The following is a 19,805-nucleotide window of genomic DNA, read 5'->3' as shown; positions in this document are numbered from 1 at the left end:
ATCTTCCACTGACAAGGATAGGTTGTGAACGGTGAACTGATTTGGGTCCTGAGCCTGCTTTTAATCGCCATTCTTCTTTTTGCAACGGGCAAGGTACGCATGGATGCCGTCGCCTTGTTTGTCATCGTCGCGTTTGTACTAAGCGGCACGCTGACGCTCCCGGAAGCCTTCTCCGGGTTTAGCGATCCCAACGTTATCCTGATTGCCGCCCTGTTTATTATTGGCGACGGCCTGGTGCGTACCGGCGTAGCGACCATTATGGGGGCCTGGCTGGTGAAGGTCGCGGGCAGCAGCGAAACCAAGATGCTGGTCTACCTGATGGTCACCGTTGCCGGACTGGGGGCGTTTATGAGCTCCACGGGCGTGGTCGCCATCTTTATTCCTGTGGTACTGAGCGTCTCCATGCGGATGCAGATCTCGCCGTCGCGCCTGATGATGCCCCTGAGCTTCGCCGGTTTGATCAGCGGCATGATGACGCTGGTGGCCACGCCGCCGAACCTGGTGGTGAACAGCGAGATGCTCCGGGAAGGCTTTCAGGGCTTCAGCTTTTTCAGCGTCACCCCGCTTGGGCTGGTCATTCTGGTGATGGGCGTGGTTTACATGCTGCTGACCCGCTTTGCCCTGAAAGGTGAAAAACAGGATAAAAATAAAGAAGGCTGGAAGCGACGCACCTTCCGCGATCTGATTAAAGAGTACCGCCTTACCGGGCGCGCACGCCGTCTGGCTATTCGTCCCGGCTCGCCGATGGTGGGGCAACGGCTCGATGACCTGAAGCTGCGCGAGCGCTACGGCGCGAACGTGATCGGCGTGGAGCGCTGGCGCCGTTTTCGCCGGGTGATCGTCAACGTCAACGGGGTGTCGGAATTCCGCGCGCGTGACGTCCTGCTGATCGATATGTCCACCGCGGACGTGGATCTGCGCGAGTTTTGCAGCGAACAGCTGCTGGAGCCGATGGTGCTGCGCGGGGAGTATTTCTCCGATCGGGCGCTGGACGTGGGCATGGCCGAAGTGTCGCTGATCCCGGAGTCGGAACTGCTGGGTAAAACCGTGCGGGAGATGGGCTTCCGAACCCGCTATGGCCTGAACGTCGTGGGGCTGAAGCGCGACGGCGTGGCGATGGAAGGGGCGGTGGTGGATGAGCCGATCCTGCTGGGGGATATCTTCCTGGTGGTCGGTAACTGGAAGCTGATTAGCCAGCTCGGGCAAAAAGGGCGTGATTTTGTGGTGCTCAACATGCCGGTCGAGGAGAGCGATGCCTCTCCGGCGCACAGCCAGGCCCCGCATGCGATTTTTTGTCTGGTGCTGATGGTTGCGCTGATGCTGACCGATGAAATTCCAAACCCCATAGCCGCCATCATTGCCTGTTTGCTGATGGGGAAATTCCGCTGCATCGACGCCGAAAGCGCCTATAAAGCCATTCACTGGCCGAGCATTATTCTTATCGTCGGGATGATGCCCTTTGCCCTGGCGCTGCAAAAAACCGGCGGAGTGGATCTGATCGTTAAAGGCTTAATGGACGTGGGGGGCGGGTATGGGCCATACATGATGCTGGTCTGCCTGTTTATCATGTGCGCCACCATCGGCCTGTTTATCTCCAACACCGCGACGGCGGTGCTGATGGCGCCGATTGCGCTGGCGATGGCGAAGTCAATGGGCGTATCGCCGTACCCGTTTGCGATGATGGTGGCCATGGCGGCTTCCGCGGCATTTATGACGCCGGTTTCATCCCCGGTGAATACGCTGGTGCTGGGACCCGGGAATTACAGGTTCAGCGATTTTGTGAAGATTGGCGTGCCGTTCACCGTGCTGGTGATGGTGGTGTGCGTGGTATTGATCCCTGTCCTGTTCCCGTTTTAAGCGTGAGTGCAGAAGCGTAGGCCGGGTAAGGCGAAGCCGCCACCCGGCGAAAAATTACAACGGCGAATCCTGACTGATCTCATCCAACGATAAATGGAAGCTCGGTACAAACACCCGCATAAAGTAATCCATCTCTTCGCTGCGGCGGGATTCCAGCGTTTTTTCCAGACGCGTTTTTGCCAGTAAAAATTCGTTATTGCCCGCAGAGAGCTCTTCCAGACACTTCAGGTAGGCGCACAGCGCGTCCGCCTGTTTGACCAGCGATTTTTCCTCTTCCGTGTACTGATGCTCATCGATGAGCGGCTCGAAGATATCGCGCAGCTCTTCAGGCACCATGTCAATCAGCTTCTGCTGGGCAATCTTCTCGATGGCCTTATATTCCTGGGCAATTTGCGAGTTGAAATATTTCACCGGCGTCGGCAGGTCGCCGGTCAGCACTTCGGACGCATCGTGATACATCGCCAGCAGGGCGATGCGCTCTGCATTGACCTGACCGTTGAATTTGCGGTTTTTAATCGCCGCCAGCGCGTGGGCGACCATCGCAACCTGCAGGCTGTGCTCTGACACGTTTTCCGTGCGCACGTTTCGCATCAGCGGCCAGCGGTTGATGAGCTTCAGGCGGGAGAGGTGGGCAAAGAAATGACTCTGACTCATAGGTTACCTTTTGTCTTCACTGCGACAGGCGTTCATTGTGCGGGGAGGGGAGGGAAGATGCAAATCAGGCTACCTAAGTAGCCTGATTTTAAGATTACTGATGGTATCCAGAGAGGAAGCGCCCAAAGCGGCTGATGGCCATTTCGAGATCATCTTCACGCGGCAGCGTCACGATACGCACGTGATCCGGCCACGGCCAGTTAAACGCCGTGCCCTGAACCAGCAGCACTTTTTCCTGCAGCAGGAAATCAAGCACCATTTTCTGATCGTCATGGATATTGAAGCGCTTTGCGTCAATTTTCGGGAACATATAGAGCGCCCCATTCGGCTTCACGCAGGAGACACCCGGGATATCGTTGATCAGCTCCCACGCGCGGTTACGCTGTTCGTACAGGCGCCCGCCGGGAACGATAAACTCGCTGATGCTCTGGTAGCCGCCGAGCGCCGTCTGGATCGCGTGCTGGGCCGGTACGTTGGCACATAACCGCATGGAGGCCAGCATTTCCAGCCCTTCGATATAGCCTTTGGCGTGCTTTTTCGGGCCGTTGAGTACCATCCAGCCCTGACGGAAACCGGCCACGCGGTAGGTTTTGGACAGGCCGTTAAAGGTGACGGTCAGCAGATCCGGGGCCAGCGCGGCGATGGAGTGATGCTGCGCCGCGTCGTACAGGATCTTGTCGTAAATTTCGTCGGCGAAGATGATCAGGTTGTGCTGGCGGGCGATCTCAACGATCTCCATTAGCAGTTCTTTTGAGTACACCGCGCCCGTCGGGTTGTTCGGGTTAATGATCACGATGCCGCGGGTGCGGGGCGTGATTTTCGCGCGAATGTCATCGAGATCCGGGAACCAGTCAGAGGACTCGTCGCACAGGTAGTGCACGGCTTTACCGCTGGAGAGTGATACGGCGGCCGTCCACAGCGGATAGTCCGGCGCGGGTACCAGCATTTCGTCCCCGCTGTTCAGCAGCGCCTGCATCGCCTGCACGATAAGCTCGGAGACGCCGTTGCCGATATAAATATCTTCAACGGTAACATCGCGCATGCCGCGCGCCTGGTAGTGCTGCATGATGGCTTTACGCGCGGAGTAAAGCCCTTTTGAATCGCAATAGCCTTGTGCAGTAGGAAGGTTGCGGATCACATCAACCAGAATTTCATCCGGCGCTTCAAAACCAAATGGCGCAGGGTTACCAATGTTGAGTTTCAGAACCTTGTTGCCTTCTTCTTCAAGACGTTTTGCCTCTTTCAGAACCGGGCCGCGGATGTCATAACAGACGTTATCTAGCTTGCTGGATTTTTCGATAGGGGACATGAACCTTTAACCTTTTTGCTATTATTGCCACTCCCTGCCGTGGAAGTCAGCACGGAATAATGTACTCCCCCCTCGCTTCGTTTTGAAGGGTATGCAGTAGAAGATTTTGTGGTAGAGGGGATTCCCTGATAAATCTTTTTCGCTGCATGGTCGCTTTTTTACTGTCTTAAAGTTGTGCATGCAGCGCGATGTTGAGTTAAATGTGCTGTAAGTTTGTAGAAATCATGTATATTGTGCTGGTGAAAATAGGTGGTAAGCAGGACGAAGGTGGCAATCACCCTGAGTGACATTTCGTTAAACCTGAATGCTTGATGCAGGTTTCCGTAATAGCATGCTGTGGCTAAAAGTTACTCATGTGAAATTAATGTTAAGTGCCATTAATGAATGGTCTTAATCTAAATTAAAATTTATTTATTATTAACCTATAAAATGCAACTTTAGTTAATTTTAATAAAATTAGTTGAGAAGCTTAACATTCCTCTTTAATCCTCAATATTGCAATAAGACTTATAAATAAAGTGGATTTGGGTTAAGATGTCTTTCAGGAAAGCAGAGGGCAGAGGCACGTTTTTTGTATATCTGGCACTGGTTTTCCGAATTAATTGATTGTTATTGTTGGAGTTATCTCTGGCTGGAATGTGTTGAACATCTCCTGCTACGTTGACAGCGCTGCGATAAAGATGGCAGAAAAGGTGTTACACCTTTAATGTAATTTACATAAACCTGCGAACATCTAAATATCCTGAACGTTTAAGAGAATAAAAATAACGTCATGAAACGTGCTTTCTGACTGTTGATATAAAGCAGCACAATAACTATCTGTCAGGCAGTCTGCCGGGCCGGGATGCGAGGGAAAATCTTCAGAGGGAATTGCTTAACGGTATACACACAGCTTCAACCCGGGCAGCTCCGCACGAGCAACCTGAAAGTGAATAGATATGATAAATGCAAATCGTCCGATAATGAATCTCGACCTCGATCTGCTGAGAACGTTTGTTGCGGTCGCCGATCTCAACACTTTTGCAGCAGCTGCTGCCGCCGTTTGCCGAACTCAATCCGCCGTCAGCCAGCAAATGCAGCGGCTGGAGCAGTTGGTTGGTAAAGAGCTTTTTGCGCGTCATGGGCGTAATAAGCTCTTAACGGAACACGGTATTCAGCTTCTGGGTTATGCCAGGAAAATTCTTCGCTTTAATGATGAAGCATGTATGTCATTAATGTTTAGCAACCTGCAAGGGGTGCTAACGTTAGGCGCATCTGATGAGTCAGCGGATACTATATTGCCGTTTCTTCTCAATCGTATTAGTTCGGTTTATCCGAAGCTTGCGCTGGACGTTAGCGTAAAGCGTAATGCCTTTATGGTTGAGATGTTAAATGAGAACAAAGTCGATCTGGTGGTAACGACGCATCGTCCCGGGCAGTTTGATTGCCTGACGCTGCGTACATCGCCAACGCACTGGTACTGCGCAGCCGAATACGTGCTGCAAAAAGGGGAGCCGGTTCCGCTGGTCTTGCTGGATGACCCGAGCCCGTTTCGCGATATGGTGCTCACGGCGTTGAATGAGGCCAACATTCCGTGGCGTCTGGCGTATGTGGCGTCCACGCTGCCGGCGGTTCGCGCCGCCGTCAAGGCCGGTCTGGGCGTAACGGCCCGTCCGGTAGAGATGATGAGCCCCGATCTGCGCGTTCTGGGGAAATCCGATGGCCTTCCTGCGCTGCCGGATACGGAGTATCTGCTTTGCCACAATTCGTCCAGCCATAACGAATTGGCCAAAGTGGTGTTCGAGGCGATGCAAAACTACCATAACCCGTGGCAGTTCGAGCAAGTTACCTCCGAAGGGGGCGATGATTCCCTGATCGTTGAGGGGGATTTTGAGTGATCGATAGCTCAAAATTCTGGTAACAAAATGTAAGTGTAAAAAAAAGCCACTCGTGTGATTTTCACATGCAGTGGCTTTTTTTTAGCAACAATACCCATTTTCGGCGCGAGGGTTTTCAGGGGAGTCTCTATTTATCAATGAGATAAATGCTTTCGCTTAAAACTTATCCATTTCCCGTTCTAACTTCATCCATATCTCCCTCATGTTAAAAAAACAGGAAATATGTTGCTGTTTTCCAGGCCGAATTAACAAAAGCGTGTCGCAGATCAAGAAAATACTCCTATTTGGGGGGAGGAATCGTTGGCAAATCCTGTCAAAATAGGAGGGTTATTTTTTTTACTTCCGAAACGGACACGATTCAACAACATGCATTTGACGGAAAGTCATGTACCCACCAGGGTTAAAGGGCACCAAATGTTAATGAGAATCGCTCGATGTAATTTAATGTGAAGAAACCTTTGTTAAAGTTGACAATAGGTTATAGAAAGGAGTAAAAAACCCCATCATTTTGCTGTCTACGTCTCATTTCTGACAGTTGGTGTAAGGTTATTTGTTCCTCCCCATGAATCGATGTGATGCCCATCTGCCAGCAAGAGCAGTGTCGTAGGTATCACTTTTGATGAGTAAGCAATGAGTATGTCAACATCCACAGAAGTCATCGCTCATCACTGGGCATTCGCAATCTTTCTTATTGTAGCCATTGGCCTGTGCTGCCTGATGTTAGTCGGCGGCTGGTTCCTGGGCGGTCGCGCCCGTGCAAGGCACAAAAACACACCTTTCGAATCAGGTATTGATTCGGTCGGTTCCGCTCGCTTACGCCTGTCTGCCAAGTTCTATCTGGTAGCCATGTTCTTCGTCATCTTCGACGTGGAAGCGCTTTACCTTTTCGCATGGTCAACGTCCATCCGCGAAAGTGGTTGGGTGGGCTTTGTCGAGGCCGCAATTTTCATTTTAGTGTTACTGGCCGGTCTGGTTTATCTGGTGCGTATTGGCGCGCTTGACTGGACGCCTGCGCGTTCACGTCGTGAACACATCAACCCGGAAAACAGTATCTCTAATCGTCAGCAGTAACAGCGAGGCAATAAGATGGATTATACGCTCACCCGCATAGATCCTAACGGTGAGAATGACCGTTACCCCCTGCAAAAACAGGAGATCGTAACCGACCCCCTGGAGCAAGAAGTCAATAAAAGCGTGTACATGGGCAAGCTCGAACATGCCATGCACGATATGGTCAACTGGGGTCGTAAGAACTCTATCTGGCCGTACAACTTTGGCCTTTCTTGCTGCTACGTTGAAATGGTGACGTCATTCACTGCGGTGCATGACGTTGCGCGTTTTGGGGCAGAGGTACTGCGTGCTTCCCCACGTCAGGCTGACCTGATGGTGGTAGCCGGTACGTGCTTTACCAAGATGGCGCCAGTCATTCAGCGTCTCTATGACCAGATGCTGGAGCCTAAATGGGTTATCTCCATGGGCGCATGTGCTAACTCTGGCGGTATGTACGACATCTATTCCGTCGTGCAGGGCGTAGATAAATTTATTCCAGTGGATGTGTACATCCCGGGTTGTCCGCCACGTCCGGAAGCCTACATGCAGGCGCTGATGCTGCTGCAGGAGTCTATCGGTAAAGAACGTCGCCCACTGTCGTGGGTTGTTGGCGATCAGGGTGTGTATCGCGCGAACATGCAGTCTGAGCGCGAGCGTAAACGTGGTGAACGTATTGCCGTCACCAATCTGCGTACGCCTGACGAAATTTAATTTGCGCCTGTAGGCCTGGAGAACACCTTCGCATATCACTACTCAAATAGCGCGAAGCCAGGCTCAACAGTCACCACGGACCATTTGCAATGGTGAACAATATGACCGACTTAACCGCGCAAGAAGCCGCCTGGCAGACCCGGGATCATCTGGATGACCCAGTCATTGGCGAACTGCGCAACCGTTTTGGGCCGGATGCCTTTACCGTTCAGGCGACCCGCACCGGGGTACCCGTTGTTTGGGTGAAGCGTGAACAATTGCTGGAAGTTGTCGATTTCCTCAAGAAATTGCCAAAACCGTACGTCATGCTGTTTGATTTACACGGCATGGATGAACGTCTGCGTACCCACCGCCAGGGTCTCCCTGCTGCGGATTTTTCCGTTTTCTACCACCTGATCTCAATAGACCGCAACACGGATATCATGCTCAAGGTGGCATTGTCTGAAAACGACATGCATCTGCCGACCATCACCAAACTTTTCCCGAACGCGAACTGGTACGAGCGTGAAACCTGGGAAATGTTCGGCATGACTTTCGACGGCCACCCGCACCTGACGCGCATCATGATGCCGCAGACCTGGACCGGCCACCCGCTGCGTAAAGACTACCCGGCACGTGCCACCGAATTCGATCCGTTTGAGCTGACCAAAGCCAAGCAGGATTTGGAGATGGAAGCGCTGACCTTCAAGCCGGAAGACTGGGGCATGAAGCGCGGTACTGAAAACGAGGACTTCATGTTCCTCAACCTCGGTCCAAACCACCCGTCTGCGCACGGTGCATTCCGTATTATTCTTCAGCTTGATGGCGAAGAGATTGTCGACTGCGTCCCGGATATCGGCTACCACCACCGTGGTGCTGAGAAGATGGGCGAGCGTCAGTCCTGGCACAGCTACATTCCGTATACCGACCGTATCGAGTACCTCGGCGGCTGCGTCAACGAAATGCCTTACGTGCTGGCCGTTGAGAAGCTGGCGGGTATCGTTACGCCGGATCGCGTTAACGTGATTCGCGTCATGCTGTCTGAGCTGTTCCGTATTAACAGCCACCTGCTGTACATCTCCACGTTCATTCAGGACGTCGGCGCGATGACGCCGGTCTTCTTCGCCTTTACCGATCGTCAGAAAATCTACGATCTGGTGGAAGCGATTACCGGTTTCCGTATGCACCCGGCCTGGTTCCGTATCGGCGGCGTGGCGCACGATCTGCCGCGCGGCTGGGACCGTCTGCTGCGTGAGTTCCTCGACTGGATGCCGAAACGTCTGGCCTCTTACGAGAAAGCCGCGCTGCGTAACACCATCCTGAAAGGCCGTTCCCAGGGCGTTGCTGCCTACGGCGCGAAAGAAGCGCTGGAGTGGGGCACGACAGGTGCAGGTCTGCGCGCGACCGGTATTGATTTCGACGTGCGTAAAGCCCGTCCTTACTCTGGCTACGAAAACTTCGACTTTGAGGTCCCGGTGGGCGGCGGCGTGTCCGACTGCTACACCCGCGTGATGCTGAAAGTGGAAGAGCTGCGCCAGAGCCTGCGCATCCTTGAGCAGTGCCTCAACAATATGCCGGAAGGCCCGTTCAAGGCGGATCACCCGCTGACGACGCCGCCGCCGAAAGAGCGCACGCTGCAACATATCGAAACCCTGATCACCCACTTCCTGCAGGTTTCCTGGGGTCCGGTCATGCCGGCGCAAGAATCCTTCCAGATGATTGAAGCGACCAAGGGTATTAATAGTTACTACCTGACCAGTGACGGCAGCACCATGAGCTACCGTACACGCGTGCGTACGCCGAGCTTTGCGCACCTGCAGCAGATCCCGTCCGCCATTCGCGGCAGTCTGGTCTCTGACCTGATTGTGTATCTGGGTAGTATCGATTTTGTTATGTCAGATGTGGACCGCTAATTATGCACGAGAATCAACAACCACAAACCGAGGCTTTTGAGCTGAGTGAAGCAGAACGTGCCGCCATTGAGCATGAGATGCACCACTACGAAGACCCGCGTGCGGCGTCCATTGAAGCGCTGAAAATCGTTCAGAAACAGCGTGGTTGGGTGCCGGATGGGGCGATCTATGCGATCGCGGAAGTGCTGGGTATTCCGGCAAGTGACGTAGAAGGCGTGGCCACGTTCTACAGCCAGATCTTCCGTCAGCCGGTAGGCCGCCATGTGATCCGCTACTGTGACAGCGTTGTCTGCCACATCACCGGCTATCAGGGCATTCAGGCTGCGATTGAGAAGAAGCTCAATATCAAGCCGGGCCAGACCACGTTCGATGGACGCTTTACTCTGCTGCCAACCTGCTGCCTGGGTAACTGCGACAAGGGGCCGACCATGATGATTGATGAGGACACTCACAGCCATCTGACGCCGGAAGCGATTCCTGACCTGCTGGAGCAGTACAAATGAAAACTGTAATTCGTACTGCTGAGACGCATCCGCTGACCTGGCGTCTGCGCGATGACAAACAGCCGGTATGGCTCGACGAATACCAGAGCAAAAACGGCTATGCCGGTGCGCGTAAAGCCCTTGGCGGCATGGCGCCGGACGACATCGTTAACGCGGTGAAAGACGCTGGCCTGAAAGGGCGCGGCGGCGCGGGCTTCTCCACCGGTCTGAAGTGGAGCCTGATGCCGAAAGACGAATCCATGAACATCCGTTACCTGCTGTGTAACGCCGATGAAATGGAGCCGGGCACCTATAAAGACCGCCTGCTGATGGAGCAGCTGCCGCACCTGCTGGTGGAAGGCATGCTGATCTCCGCGTTTGCGCTGAAAGCGTACCGTGGCTACATCTTCCTGCGCGGCGAGTACATCGAAGCGGCAGAAAACCTGCGTCGCGCGATTGCCGAAGCCACCGAAGCCGGTCTGCTGGGTAAAAACATCCTGGGCACCGGCTTTGACTTCGAGCTGTTCGTGCACACCGGTGCCGGGCGTTATATCTGCGGTGAAGAAACCGCGCTGATTAACTCCCTGGAAGGCCGCCGCGCGAACCCGCGTTCCAAGCCGCCGTTCCCGGCAAGCTCCGGCGTATGGGGTAAACCGACCTGCGTCAACAACGTTGAAACCCTGTGTAACGTTCCGGCTATCCTCGCCAACGGCGTGGAGTGGTATCAGGGCATCTCCTCAAGCAAAGATGCCGGTACCAAGCTGATGGGCTTCTCCGGTCGCGTGAAAAACCCGGGCGTCTGGGAACTGCCGTTCGGTACCACCGCGCGCGAAATTCTTGAAGATTACGCGGGCGGCATGCGTGATGGCCTGAAATTCAAAGCCTGGCAGCCGGGTGGGGCAGGGACAGACTTCCTCACCGAAGCCCACCTTGACCTGCCGATGGAATTCGAAAGCATTGGTAAAGCAGGCAGCCGTCTGGGTACGGCGCTGGCGATGGCCGTCGACCACGAGATCGGCATGGTTTCGCTGGTGCGTAACCTGGAAGAGTTCTTCGCCCGCGAGTCCTGCGGCTGGTGTACACCGTGCCGTGATGGTCTGCCGTGGAGCGTGAAGATCCTGCGCGCGATCGAACGTGGCGAAGGCCAGCCTGGCGATATCGAGACGCTTGAGCAACTGTGTCGATTCTTAGGTCCGGGTAAAACCTTCTGTGCCCACGCACCGGGTGCCGTCGAGCCGCTGCAGAGCGCGATTAAATATTTCCGCGACGAATTCGAAGCAGGCATCAAGCAGCCGTTCAGCAATACCCATTCAATCAATGGGATTCAGCCGAACCTGCTGAAAGCACGCTGGTAAAGACAGAATTTTGATTAACGCTCGAAGCAATTCGAGCCAACTGGAAGCATGCTAATGGCTACGATTCATGTAGACGGCAAAGAATACGAAGTCAACGGGGCGGACAACCTGCTAGAAGCTTGTCTGTCTCTGGGCCTCGATATTCCGTACTTTTGCTGGCATCCGGCGCTGGGCAGCGTCGGTGCTTGCCGCCAGTGTGCGGTGAAGCAATATCAAAACGCGGAAGACACGCGTGGTCGCCTGGTGATGTCCTGTATGACGCCAGCCACCGAAGGCACCTTTATTTCGATTGATGACGAAGAAGCGAAACAGTTCCGCGAAAGCGTTGTGGAATGGTTGATGACCAACCACCCGCACGACTGTCCGGTCTGTGAAGAGGGCGGTAACTGCCACCTTCAGGATATGACCGTGATGACCGGCCACAGCTTCCGTCGCTATCGCTTTACCAAGCGTACCCACCGTAACCAGGACCTGGGGCCGTTCATCTCCCACGAAATGAACCGCTGCATCGCCTGCTACCGCTGCGTGCGTTACTACAAAGACTACGCGGACGGTCAGGATCTGGGCGTGTACGGCGCGCACGATAACGTCTACTTCGGTCGTCCGGAAGACGGGACGCTTGAGAGCGAATTCTCCGGTAACCTGGTAGAAATCTGCCCGACCGGCGTATTCACGGATAAAACCCACTCCGAGCGTTACAACCGTAAATGGGACATGCAGTTTGCGCCAAGCATCTGCCAGCAGTGTTCCCTCGGCTGTAACACCAGCCCGGGTGAGCGCTACGGCGAACTGCGTCGTATCGAAAACCGTTACAACGGTACCGTTAACCACTACTTCCTGTGCGACCGCGGTCGTTTCGGCTATGGCTATGTGAACCTGAAAGACCGTCCGCGTCAGCCGGTTCAGCGCCGTGGCGACGACTTCATTACCCTGAACGCCGAACAGGCGATGCAGGGCGCGGCAGATATTCTGCGCCAGTCGAAGAAAGTCATCGGTATCGGCTCCCCGCGCGCCAGCGTTGAAAGCAACTTTGCGCTGCGCGAGCTGGTTGGGGCTGAAAACTTCTACACCGGTATCGCCCAGGGCGAGCAGGAACGTCTGCAGCTGGTGCTGAAAGTGCTGCGTGAAGGCGGTATTCATACCCCTGCGCTGCGCGAAATTGAATCCTACGATGCGGTCCTGGTGCTGGGTGAAGACCTGACCCAGACCGGCGCACGCGCGGCTCTGGCGGTTCGTCAGGCGGTGAAGGGTAAAGCACGTGAAATGGCAGCGGCGCAGAAAGTGGCTGACTGGCAAATTGCGGCGATCCTCAACATCGGCCAGCGCGCGAAGCATCCTCTGTTTGTGACCAACGTCGACAATACCCGTCTGGACGATATCGCCGCGTGGACCTACTGCGCGCCGGTTGAAGATCAGGCCCGTCTCGGCTTTGCCATTGCCCACGCGCTGGACAACACCTCCCCTGCCGTTGAGCTGGATCGCGACCTGCAAAACAAGGTTGACGTGATTGTTCAGGCCCTGGCGGGTGCGAAGAAACCGCTGATTATTTCCGGTACTAACGCCGGCAGCGCGGAGATCGTTCAGGCGGCTGCAAACGTTGCTAAAGCCCTCAAAGGCCGCGGCGCGGACGTCGGCGTAACCATGATTGCCCGTGCGGTGAACAGCATTGGCCTGGGTATGATCGGCGGCGGCTCGCTGGAAGAAGCGTTAAGCGAGCTGGAATCCGGTGCCGCTGACGCCGTTGTGGTGCTGGAAAACGACCTGCATCGCCACGCCTCTGCCGCGCGCGTTGACGCTGCGCTCTCCAAAGCGCCGCTGGTCATGGTCATCGACCATCAGCGCACCGCGATCATGGACAAAGCGCACCTGGTGCTCTCGGCGGCAAGCTTCGCGGAAAGCGACGGTACGGTTATCAACAACGAAGGCCGCGCGCAGCGTTTCTTCCAGGTTTATGACCCGGCGTACTACGACAGCAACACCGTAATGCTGGAAAGCTGGCGCTGGCTGCACTCCCTGCACAGCACCGTACAGAGCCGTGAAGTGGACTGGACGCAGCTTGACCACGTTATCGACGCGGTGGTGGAAAAACTGCCTCAGCTGGCAGGCATTAAAGATGCCGCACCTGAAGCAAGCTTCCGCATTCGCGGCCAGAAGCTGGCGCGTGAACCGCACCGCTACAGCGGTCGTACCGCCATGCGCGCCAACATCAGCGTACACGAACCGCGCCAGCCGCAGGATAAAGACACCATGTTCGCCTTCTCCATGGAAGGGAACAACCAGCCGTCTGCGCCGCGTTCACAGATCCCATTCGCATGGGCACCGGGCTGGAACTCCCCGCAGGCATGGAACAAGTTCCAGGCTGAAGTGGGCGGCTCCCTGCGCCACGGCGATCCGGGCGTGCGTCTGATTGAAGCCTCCGAAACCGGTCTGGACTTCTTCACCACCGTACCGGCGAGCTTCCAGGCGCAGGACGGTAGCTGGCGCATCGCGCCGTACTACCATCTGTTCGGTAGCGACGAGCTGTCCCAGCGTTCACCGGTCTTCCAGACCCGCATGCCGCAGCCTTACATCAAGCTCAACCCGGCGGATGCCGCGAAGCTTGGCGTAAACGCGGGCGCGAACGTTGCCTTTAGCTATGACGGCCAGACCATCAGCCTGCCGCTGATTATCTCTGAAAGTCTTACGGCAGGGCAGGTCGGTCTGCCGATGGGTATGCCAGGCATTGCGCCGGTTCTGGCGGGCGCGCGTCTTGATAATCTGCAGGAGGCAAAAGCATGAGTTGGTTAACGCCGGATCTTATCGACATCCTGCTGAGCATTCTGAAAGCGATTGTTATCCTGCTGGTGGTGGTCACCTGCGGCGCGTTCATGAGCTTTGGTGAACGTCGTCTGCTCGGTCTGTTCCAGAACCGTTACGGACCGAACCGCGTGGGGTGGGGTGGTTCACTCCAGCTGGTCGCGGATATGATCAAGATGTTCTTTAAAGAGGACTGGATCCCGCGCTTCTCGGATCGCGTGATCTTTACTCTGGCACCGATGATCGCCTTCACCTCGCTGCTGCTGGCGTTTGCTATCGTGCCGGTCAGCCCGACCTGGGTGGTCGCTGACCTGAACATCGGCATTCTGTTCTTCCTGATGATGGCAGGCCTCGCGGTTTACGCGGTCCTGTTCGCAGGCTGGTCCAGTAACAACAAATACTCGCTGCTGGGTGCGATGCGTGCTTCCGCGCAGACCCTGAGCTACGAAGTGTTCCTGGGTCTCTCCCTGATGGGCGTAGTGGCGCAGGCCGGTTCATTCAACATGACCGACATCGTCAACAACCAGGTCGACATCTGGAACGTTATTCCGCAGTTCTTTGGGTTTATTACCTTTGCCATCGCGGGCGTGGCGGTGTGTCACCGTCACCCGTTTGACCAGCCAGAAGCCGAACAGGAACTGGCCGACGGTTACCACATCGAATATTCCGGCATGAAGTTCGGTCTGTTCTTCGTGGGCGAGTACATCGGTATCGTCACCATTTCCGCGTTGATGGTAACGCTGTTCTTCGGTGGCTGGCATGGCCCGTTCTTACCGCCGTTCATCTGGTTCGCGCTGAAAACCGCGTTCTTCATGATGATGTTCATTTTGATTCGCGCAGCGTTACCGCGTCCACGTTATGACCAGGTAATGTCCTTCGGCTGGAAAGTGTGCCTGCCGCTGACGCTCGTCAACTTGTTGGTAACGGCAGCTGTCATTCTCTGGCAGCAGCCATAAGGGGCTATAGACCATGACCTTAAAAGAATTACTGGTAGGCTTCGGTACCCAGGTACGCAGTATCTGGATGATCGGCCTGCACGCGTTTGCCAAACGCGAAACCCGGATGTACCCGGAAGAGCCGGTATATCTGCCGCCGCGCTACCGTGGCCGTATCGTGCTGACGCGCGACCCGGACGGTTCCGAGCGCTGCGTTGCCTGTAACCTGTGTGCGGTAGCGTGTCCGGTTGGCTGTATCTCTCTGCAGAAAGCAGAGACGGTAGACGGCCGCTGGTACCCTGAGTTCTTCCGCATCAACTTCTCACGCTGCATCTTCTGCGGTCTGTGTGAAGAAGCGTGCCCAACCACGGCGATTCAGCTGACTCCAGACTTCGAGTTGGGTGAGTACAAGCGTCAGGACCTGGTGTACGAGAAAGAGGATCTGCTGATTTCCGGTCCGGGCAAATACCCGGAATACAACTTCTACCGGATGGCGGGTATGGCAATCGACGGCAAAGATAAGGGCGAAGCAGAGAACGAAGCTAAGCCTATCGACGTCAAGAGCCTGTTACCGTAAGGAGAGGGCAATGGAATTCGCTTTTTATATCTGTGGCCTTATCGCCATCCTGGCTACGCTGCGAGTGATCACGCACACCAATCCGGTGCATGCGCTGCTGTACTTAATCATTTCGCTGCTGGCCATTTCAGGGGTGTTCTTCGCACTGGGCGCGCATTTCGCCGGTGCGCTGGAAATCATCGTCTACGCCGGGGCCATTATGGTGCTGTTCGTGTTCGTGGTGATGATGCTGAACCTGGGCGGCTCTGAAATTGAGCAGGAACGTCAGTGGTTAAAACCGCAGGTGTGGATTGGCCCGGCAATTCTGTCGGCCATCATGCTGGTGGTGATTGTTTACGCCATTCTTGGCGTCAACGATCAGGGCATCGACGGCACGCCGATCGGCGCGAAAGAGGTGGGTATCACGCTCTTTGGCCCATACGTTCTGGCGGTGGAACTGGCCTCAATGCTGCTGCTGGCAGGCCTGGTTGTTGCTTTCCACGTTGGTCGCGAAGAGCGCGCTGGCGAGGTGCTGAGCAACCGCACTGACGACCGCGCGAAAAGAAAAACGGAGGAGCGCGCATGATCCCCTTAACACATGGACTGATCCTCGCGGCGATTTTATTCGTTCTGGGTCTGACCGGTCTGGTTATCCGCCGCAATCTGCTGTTTATGCTGATCGGACTGGAAATCATGATTAACGCCTCCGCGCTGGCCTTCGTGGTCGCCGGAAGCTACTGGGGCCAGACCGATGGTCAGGTGATGTACATTCTCGCCATCAGCCTCGCGGCTGCCGAAGCGAGTATTGGCCTGGCGCTGTTGCTGCAGCTCCATCGTCGCCGCCAGAATCTGAACATCGATTCAGTAAGTGAGTTGCGTGGATGAACATGCTTGCCTTAACCATTATTTTTCCGCTGATTGGCTTCGTGCTGCTGGCGTTTTCTCGCGGCCGCTGGTCTGAGAATCTGTCTGCGACCGTGGGCATGGGCTCTGTCGGTCTGGCTGCGCTGGTCACAGCGTATGCGGGGATCGACTTCTTCAACAACGGACGTCAGCCGTTCAGCGTGCCGCTGTGGACCTGGATGTCGGTGGGTGACTTCAACATCGGCTTCAACCTGGTGCTGGACGGCCTCTCGCTGACCATGCTCTCCGTGGTCACCGGCGTTGGCTTCCTGATCCACATGTTCGCCTCCTGGTACATGCGCGGTGAAGAGGGGTACTCCCGCTTCTTCGCCTACACCAACCTGTTTATCGCCAGCATGGTGGTTCTGGTGCTGGCCGATAACCTGCTGCTGATGTATCTGGGCTGGGAAGGCGTAGGTCTCTGTTCTTACCTGCTGATCGGTTTCTACTACACCGATCCGAAGAATGGCGCAGCGGCCATGAAAGCGTTCGTCGTGACCCGCGTGGGTGACGTCTTCCTCGCTTTCGCGCTGTTCATTCTCTACAACGAACTGGGCACGCTGAACTTCCGCGAAATGGTGGAACTGGCGCCAGCGCACTTCGCCGCAGGCAACAACATGCTGTGGTGGGCAACGCTGATGCTGCTGGGTGGTGCCGTGGGTAAATCCGCGCAGCTGCCGTTGCAGACCTGGCTGGCGGACGCGATGGCGGGTCCTACCCCTGTCTCCGCGCTGATCCACGCCGCGACCATGGTGACCGCGGGTGTTTACCTGATTGCGCGTACCCACGGTCTGTTCCTGATGACCCCGGAAATTCTGCATCTGGTGGGTATCGTTGGTGCGGTAACGCTGGTGCTGGCAGGCTTTGCCGCACTGGTGCAGACCGACATCAAACGCGTTCTCGCGTACTCCACCATGAGCCAGATTGGCTACATGTTCCTGGCGCTGGGCGTTCAGGCGTGGGATGCGGCAATCTTCCACCTGATGACGCACGCGTTCTTTAAAGCGCTGCTGTTCCTCTCGTCCGGTTCGGTGATTCTGGCCTGCCACCACGAGCAGAACATCTTCAAAATGGGCGGTCTGCGTAAGTCTATCCCGCTGGTCTATGTCTGCTTCCTGGTAGGCGGCGCGGCGCTGGCGGCACTGCCGCTGATTACCGCGGGCTTCTTCAGTAAGGACGAAATCCTTGCGGGCGCCATGGCGAATGGTCATATCAATCTGATGGTTGCGGGTCTGGTCGGTGCGTTCATGACCTCCCTGTATACCTTCCGTATGATTTTCATCGTATTCCACGGTAAAGAACAAATTCACGCTCACGCAGGGAAGGGGATTACCCACCACCTGCCGCTGATTGTGCTGCTGGTACTGTCCACCTTCGTTGGCGCGATGATTGTGCCGCCGCTGCAGGGCGTACTGCCGGACACCACCGAGCTTGAGCACGGTCGCGTTCTGACGCTTGAAATCACCTCCGGCGTGGTCGCTATCGCGGGCATCCTGATCGCCGCATGGCTGTGGCTGGGCAAACGCACGCTGGTAACCGCCGTTGCCAACAGCGCGCCGGGCCGTCTGCTGGGTACCTGGTGGTACAACGCGTGGGGCTTCGACTGGCTGTACGACATGATCTTCGTTAAGCCGTTCCTGGGCATTGCGTGGCTGCTGAAGCGCGATCCGTTGAACAGCCTGATGAATATCCCGGCGATCCTTTCCCGCTTTGCAGGCAAAGGCCTGCTGTACAGCGAGAACGGTTACCTGCGCTGGTATGTGGCGTCCATGAGCATCGGTGCGGTTGTCGTGCTGGCGCTGCTGATGGTGTTGCGTTGATCGTTAAGTGAATTTTATTCGAATTCGTTGAAAATCAGGCCCCTGCTGGGGGCCTTAAAAAGGAATGTAAATCGCCATGTTACTACCCTGGCTAATATTAATTCCCTTCATCGGCGGCTTCCTGTGCTGGCAGACTGAACGCTTTGGCGTGAAGATGCCGCGCTGGATCGCGCTGATCACCATGGGATTGACGCTCGCGCTTGGCCTGCAACTGTGGTTGCAGGGCGGTTACTCACTGACCCAGTCTGCGGGCATTCCGCAGTGGCAGTCTGAGTTCATCCTGCCGTGGATCCCACGTTTCGGCATTACGATCCACCTGGCGATTGACGGTCTCTCACTGCTGATGGTGGTGTTGACCGGTCTGCTCGGCGTTCTGGCGGTACTCTGCTCCTGGCGTGAAATCGAAAAATACCAGGGCTTCTTCCACCTGAACCTGATGTGGATCCTGGGCGGCGTTATCGGCGTGTTCCTTGCCATCGACATGTTCCTGTTCTTCTTCTTCTGGGAGATGATGCTGGTTCCGATGTACTTCCTGATCGCGCTGTGGGGCCACAAGGCATCCGACGGTAAAACGCGTATCACGGCGGCAACCAAGTTCTTCATCTATACCCAGGCGAGCGGTCTGGTGATGCTGATTGCCATTCTGGCGCTGGTGTTTGTTCACCACAACGCGACCGGTACCTGGACCTTCAATTACGAAGACCTGCTGAAGACCCCAATGTCTCACGGCGTGGAATATCTTCTGATGCTGGGCTTCTTCATCGCGTTCGCGGTGAAAATGCCGGTGGTTCCGCTGCACGGCTGGCTGCCAGACGCGCACTCTCAGGCGCCAACGGCGGGTTCCGTTGACCTGGCGGGCATCCTGCTGAAAACCGCGGCCTACGGTCTGCTGCGTTTCGCGCTGCCGCTGTTCCCGAACGCCTCCGCAGAGTTCGCCCCAATTGCCATGTGGCTCGGCGTGATCGGTATCTTCTACGGCGCGTGGATGGCCTTCACCCAGTACGACATCAAGCGTCTGATTGCCTACACCTCCGTTTCCCACATGGGCTTCGTGCTGATTGCCATCTACACCGGCAGCCAGCTGGCGTACCAGGGGGCGGTGATCCAGATGATTGCGCACGGTCTGTCCGCAGCCGGTCTCTTCATCCTGTGCGGCCAGCTGTATGAACGTCTGCACACCCGCGACATGCGCATGATGGGCGGCCTGTGGAGCAAAATTAAGTGGCTGCCAGCGCTCTCAATGTTCTTCGCGGTTGCCACCCTGGGGATGCCGGGTACCGGTAACTTCGTCGGCGAATTTATGATTCTGTTCGGCAGCTTCAAAGTGGTGCCGGTGATTACCGTGATCTCCACCTTCGGTCTGGTGTTTGCTTCCGTCTACTCGCTGGCGATGCTGCACCGCGCTTACTTCGGTAAAGCGAAGAGCGAAATTGCCGCACAAGAACTGCCGGGGATGTCGCTGCGCGAGCTGTTCATCATCCTGCTGCTGGTCGTACTGCTGGTGCTGCTGGGCTTCTTCCCGCAGCCGATTCTGGATACCTCGCACAGCGCGATGGGCAACATCCAGCAGTGGTTTGTTAATTCTGCTTCTACTACAAGGCCGTAAAT

At 55.8% G+C, this 19,805-nt stretch carries 16 protein-coding genes; 14 read left to right on the top strand and 2 right to left on the bottom strand.

All coding sequences use genetic code 11. The annotated features are described in order from the left end of the window. The first annotated feature begins 24 nt into the window (after window positions 1-24). Window positions 25-1,857 carry an SLC13 family permease gene (locus tag L6R44_RS14795; RefSeq protein WP_237424618.1) on the top strand — a complete coding sequence of 611 codons (1,833 nt, stop codon included), beginning with the start codon at window positions 25-27 and terminating at the stop codon, window positions 1,855-1,857. A 54-nt stretch (window positions 1,858-1,911) separates the two neighbouring features. Here L6R44_RS14795 and yfbR read toward each other — a convergent pair whose 3' ends face one another. Together yfbR and alaA are read right to left on the bottom strand one after the other, a co-directional pair. Beyond that, on the bottom strand, window positions 1,912-2,511 hold the full coding sequence (gene yfbR / locus L6R44_RS14790) for a 5'-deoxynucleotidase (RefSeq protein ID WP_237424617.1): 600 nt from the start codon (window positions 2,509-2,511) through the stop codon (window positions 1,912-1,914). Between the two features lie 94 nt (window positions 2,512-2,605). Then, window positions 2,606-3,820 (bottom strand): alanine transaminase AlaA, encoded by a 1,215-nt coding sequence (gene alaA, locus L6R44_RS14785; RefSeq protein ID WP_003861471.1) that lies wholly within the window; start codon window positions 3,818-3,820, stop codon window positions 2,606-2,608. Between the two features lie 938 nt (window positions 3,821-4,758). On the opposite strand from alaA, the gene lrhA reads away from it, so the two are divergent. The 13 genes from lrhA (at window position 4,759) to nuoM (ending at window position 19,803) form a co-directional block, all read left to right on the top strand. Next, entirely contained in the window at window positions 4,759-5,697 is a 939-nt protein-coding gene (gene lrhA / locus L6R44_RS14780; RefSeq protein WP_032641961.1) for a transcriptional regulator LrhA, read from the top strand. Window positions 5,698-6,327: 630 nt separating this feature from the next. Next, window positions 6,328-6,768, top strand: a complete 441-nt coding sequence (gene nuoA, locus L6R44_RS14775; RefSeq protein WP_014171000.1) for an NADH-quinone oxidoreductase subunit NuoA — start codon at window positions 6,328-6,330, stop codon at window positions 6,766-6,768. Window positions 6,769-6,783: 15 nt separating this feature from the next. Then, window positions 6,784-7,458, top strand: coding sequence for an NADH-quinone oxidoreductase subunit NuoB (gene nuoB, locus L6R44_RS14770; RefSeq protein ID WP_003861482.1), 675 nt, complete (start codon window positions 6,784-6,786; stop codon window positions 7,456-7,458). An 89-nt stretch (window positions 7,459-7,547) separates the two neighbouring features. Then, window positions 7,548-9,350 (top strand): NADH-quinone oxidoreductase subunit C/D, encoded by a 1,803-nt coding sequence (nuoC, locus tag L6R44_RS14765; RefSeq protein ID WP_014884637.1) that lies wholly within the window; start codon window positions 7,548-7,550, stop codon window positions 9,348-9,350. A 2-nt stretch (window positions 9,351-9,352) separates the two neighbouring features. Further along, window positions 9,353-9,853: an NADH-quinone oxidoreductase subunit NuoE gene (gene nuoE / locus L6R44_RS14760; RefSeq protein WP_003861486.1), complete on the top strand. Its 501-nt coding sequence runs from the start codon at window positions 9,353-9,355 to the stop codon at window positions 9,851-9,853. After that, complete coding sequence (gene nuoF / locus L6R44_RS14755) at window positions 9,850-11,187, top strand: NADH-quinone oxidoreductase subunit NuoF (protein WP_032641959.1); 1,338 nt, start codon at window positions 9,850-9,852, stop codon at window positions 11,185-11,187. Before nuoE ends, nuoF begins: the two co-directional genes overlap by 4 nt. Window positions 11,188-11,241: 54 nt before the next feature. Then, window positions 11,242-13,965, top strand: a complete 2,724-nt coding sequence (nuoG, locus tag L6R44_RS14750) for an NADH-quinone oxidoreductase subunit NuoG (RefSeq protein ID WP_237424616.1) — start codon at window positions 11,242-11,244, stop codon at window positions 13,963-13,965. After that, window positions 13,962-14,939: an NADH-quinone oxidoreductase subunit NuoH gene (nuoH, locus tag L6R44_RS14745; RefSeq protein WP_237424615.1), complete on the top strand. Its 978-nt coding sequence runs from the start codon at window positions 13,962-13,964 to the stop codon at window positions 14,937-14,939. The genes nuoG and nuoH overlap by 4 nt, the downstream gene beginning before the upstream one ends. A gap of 13 nt (window positions 14,940-14,952) precedes the next feature. Beyond that, complete coding sequence (gene nuoI / locus L6R44_RS14740) at window positions 14,953-15,495, top strand: NADH-quinone oxidoreductase subunit NuoI (protein ID WP_003861491.1); 543 nt, start codon at window positions 14,953-14,955, stop codon at window positions 15,493-15,495. 10 nt (window positions 15,496-15,505) lie between these two features. Next, window positions 15,506-16,060: an NADH-quinone oxidoreductase subunit J gene (nuoJ, locus tag L6R44_RS14735; RefSeq protein ID WP_008500212.1), complete on the top strand. Its 555-nt coding sequence runs from the start codon at window positions 15,506-15,508 to the stop codon at window positions 16,058-16,060. Then, window positions 16,057-16,359 carry an NADH-quinone oxidoreductase subunit NuoK gene (gene nuoK, locus L6R44_RS14730; RefSeq protein ID WP_003861496.1) on the top strand — a complete coding sequence of 101 codons (303 nt, stop codon included), beginning with the start codon at window positions 16,057-16,059 and terminating at the stop codon, window positions 16,357-16,359. Before nuoJ ends, nuoK begins: the two co-directional genes overlap by 4 nt. Next, complete coding sequence (gene nuoL / locus L6R44_RS14725) at window positions 16,356-18,197, top strand: NADH-quinone oxidoreductase subunit L (protein WP_023325763.1); 1,842 nt, start codon at window positions 16,356-16,358, stop codon at window positions 18,195-18,197. The genes nuoK and nuoL overlap by 4 nt, the downstream gene beginning before the upstream one ends. A gap of 76 nt (window positions 18,198-18,273) precedes the next feature. Next, window positions 18,274-19,803 carry an NADH-quinone oxidoreductase subunit M gene (nuoM, locus tag L6R44_RS14720; RefSeq protein ID WP_023312532.1) on the top strand — a complete coding sequence of 510 codons (1,530 nt, stop codon included), beginning with the start codon at window positions 18,274-18,276 and terminating at the stop codon, window positions 19,801-19,803. Window positions 19,804-19,805 lie beyond the last annotated feature (2 nt).

It is taken from the genome of Enterobacter cloacae complex sp. ECC445 (genome assembly GCF_021892025.1).
Lineage (GTDB): Bacteria > Pseudomonadota > Gammaproteobacteria > Enterobacterales > Enterobacteriaceae > Enterobacter > Enterobacter chengduensis.
The sequence above is the reverse complement of the archived record's forward strand: the minus strand, read 5'-3'. Positions and strand labels throughout refer to the sequence as shown.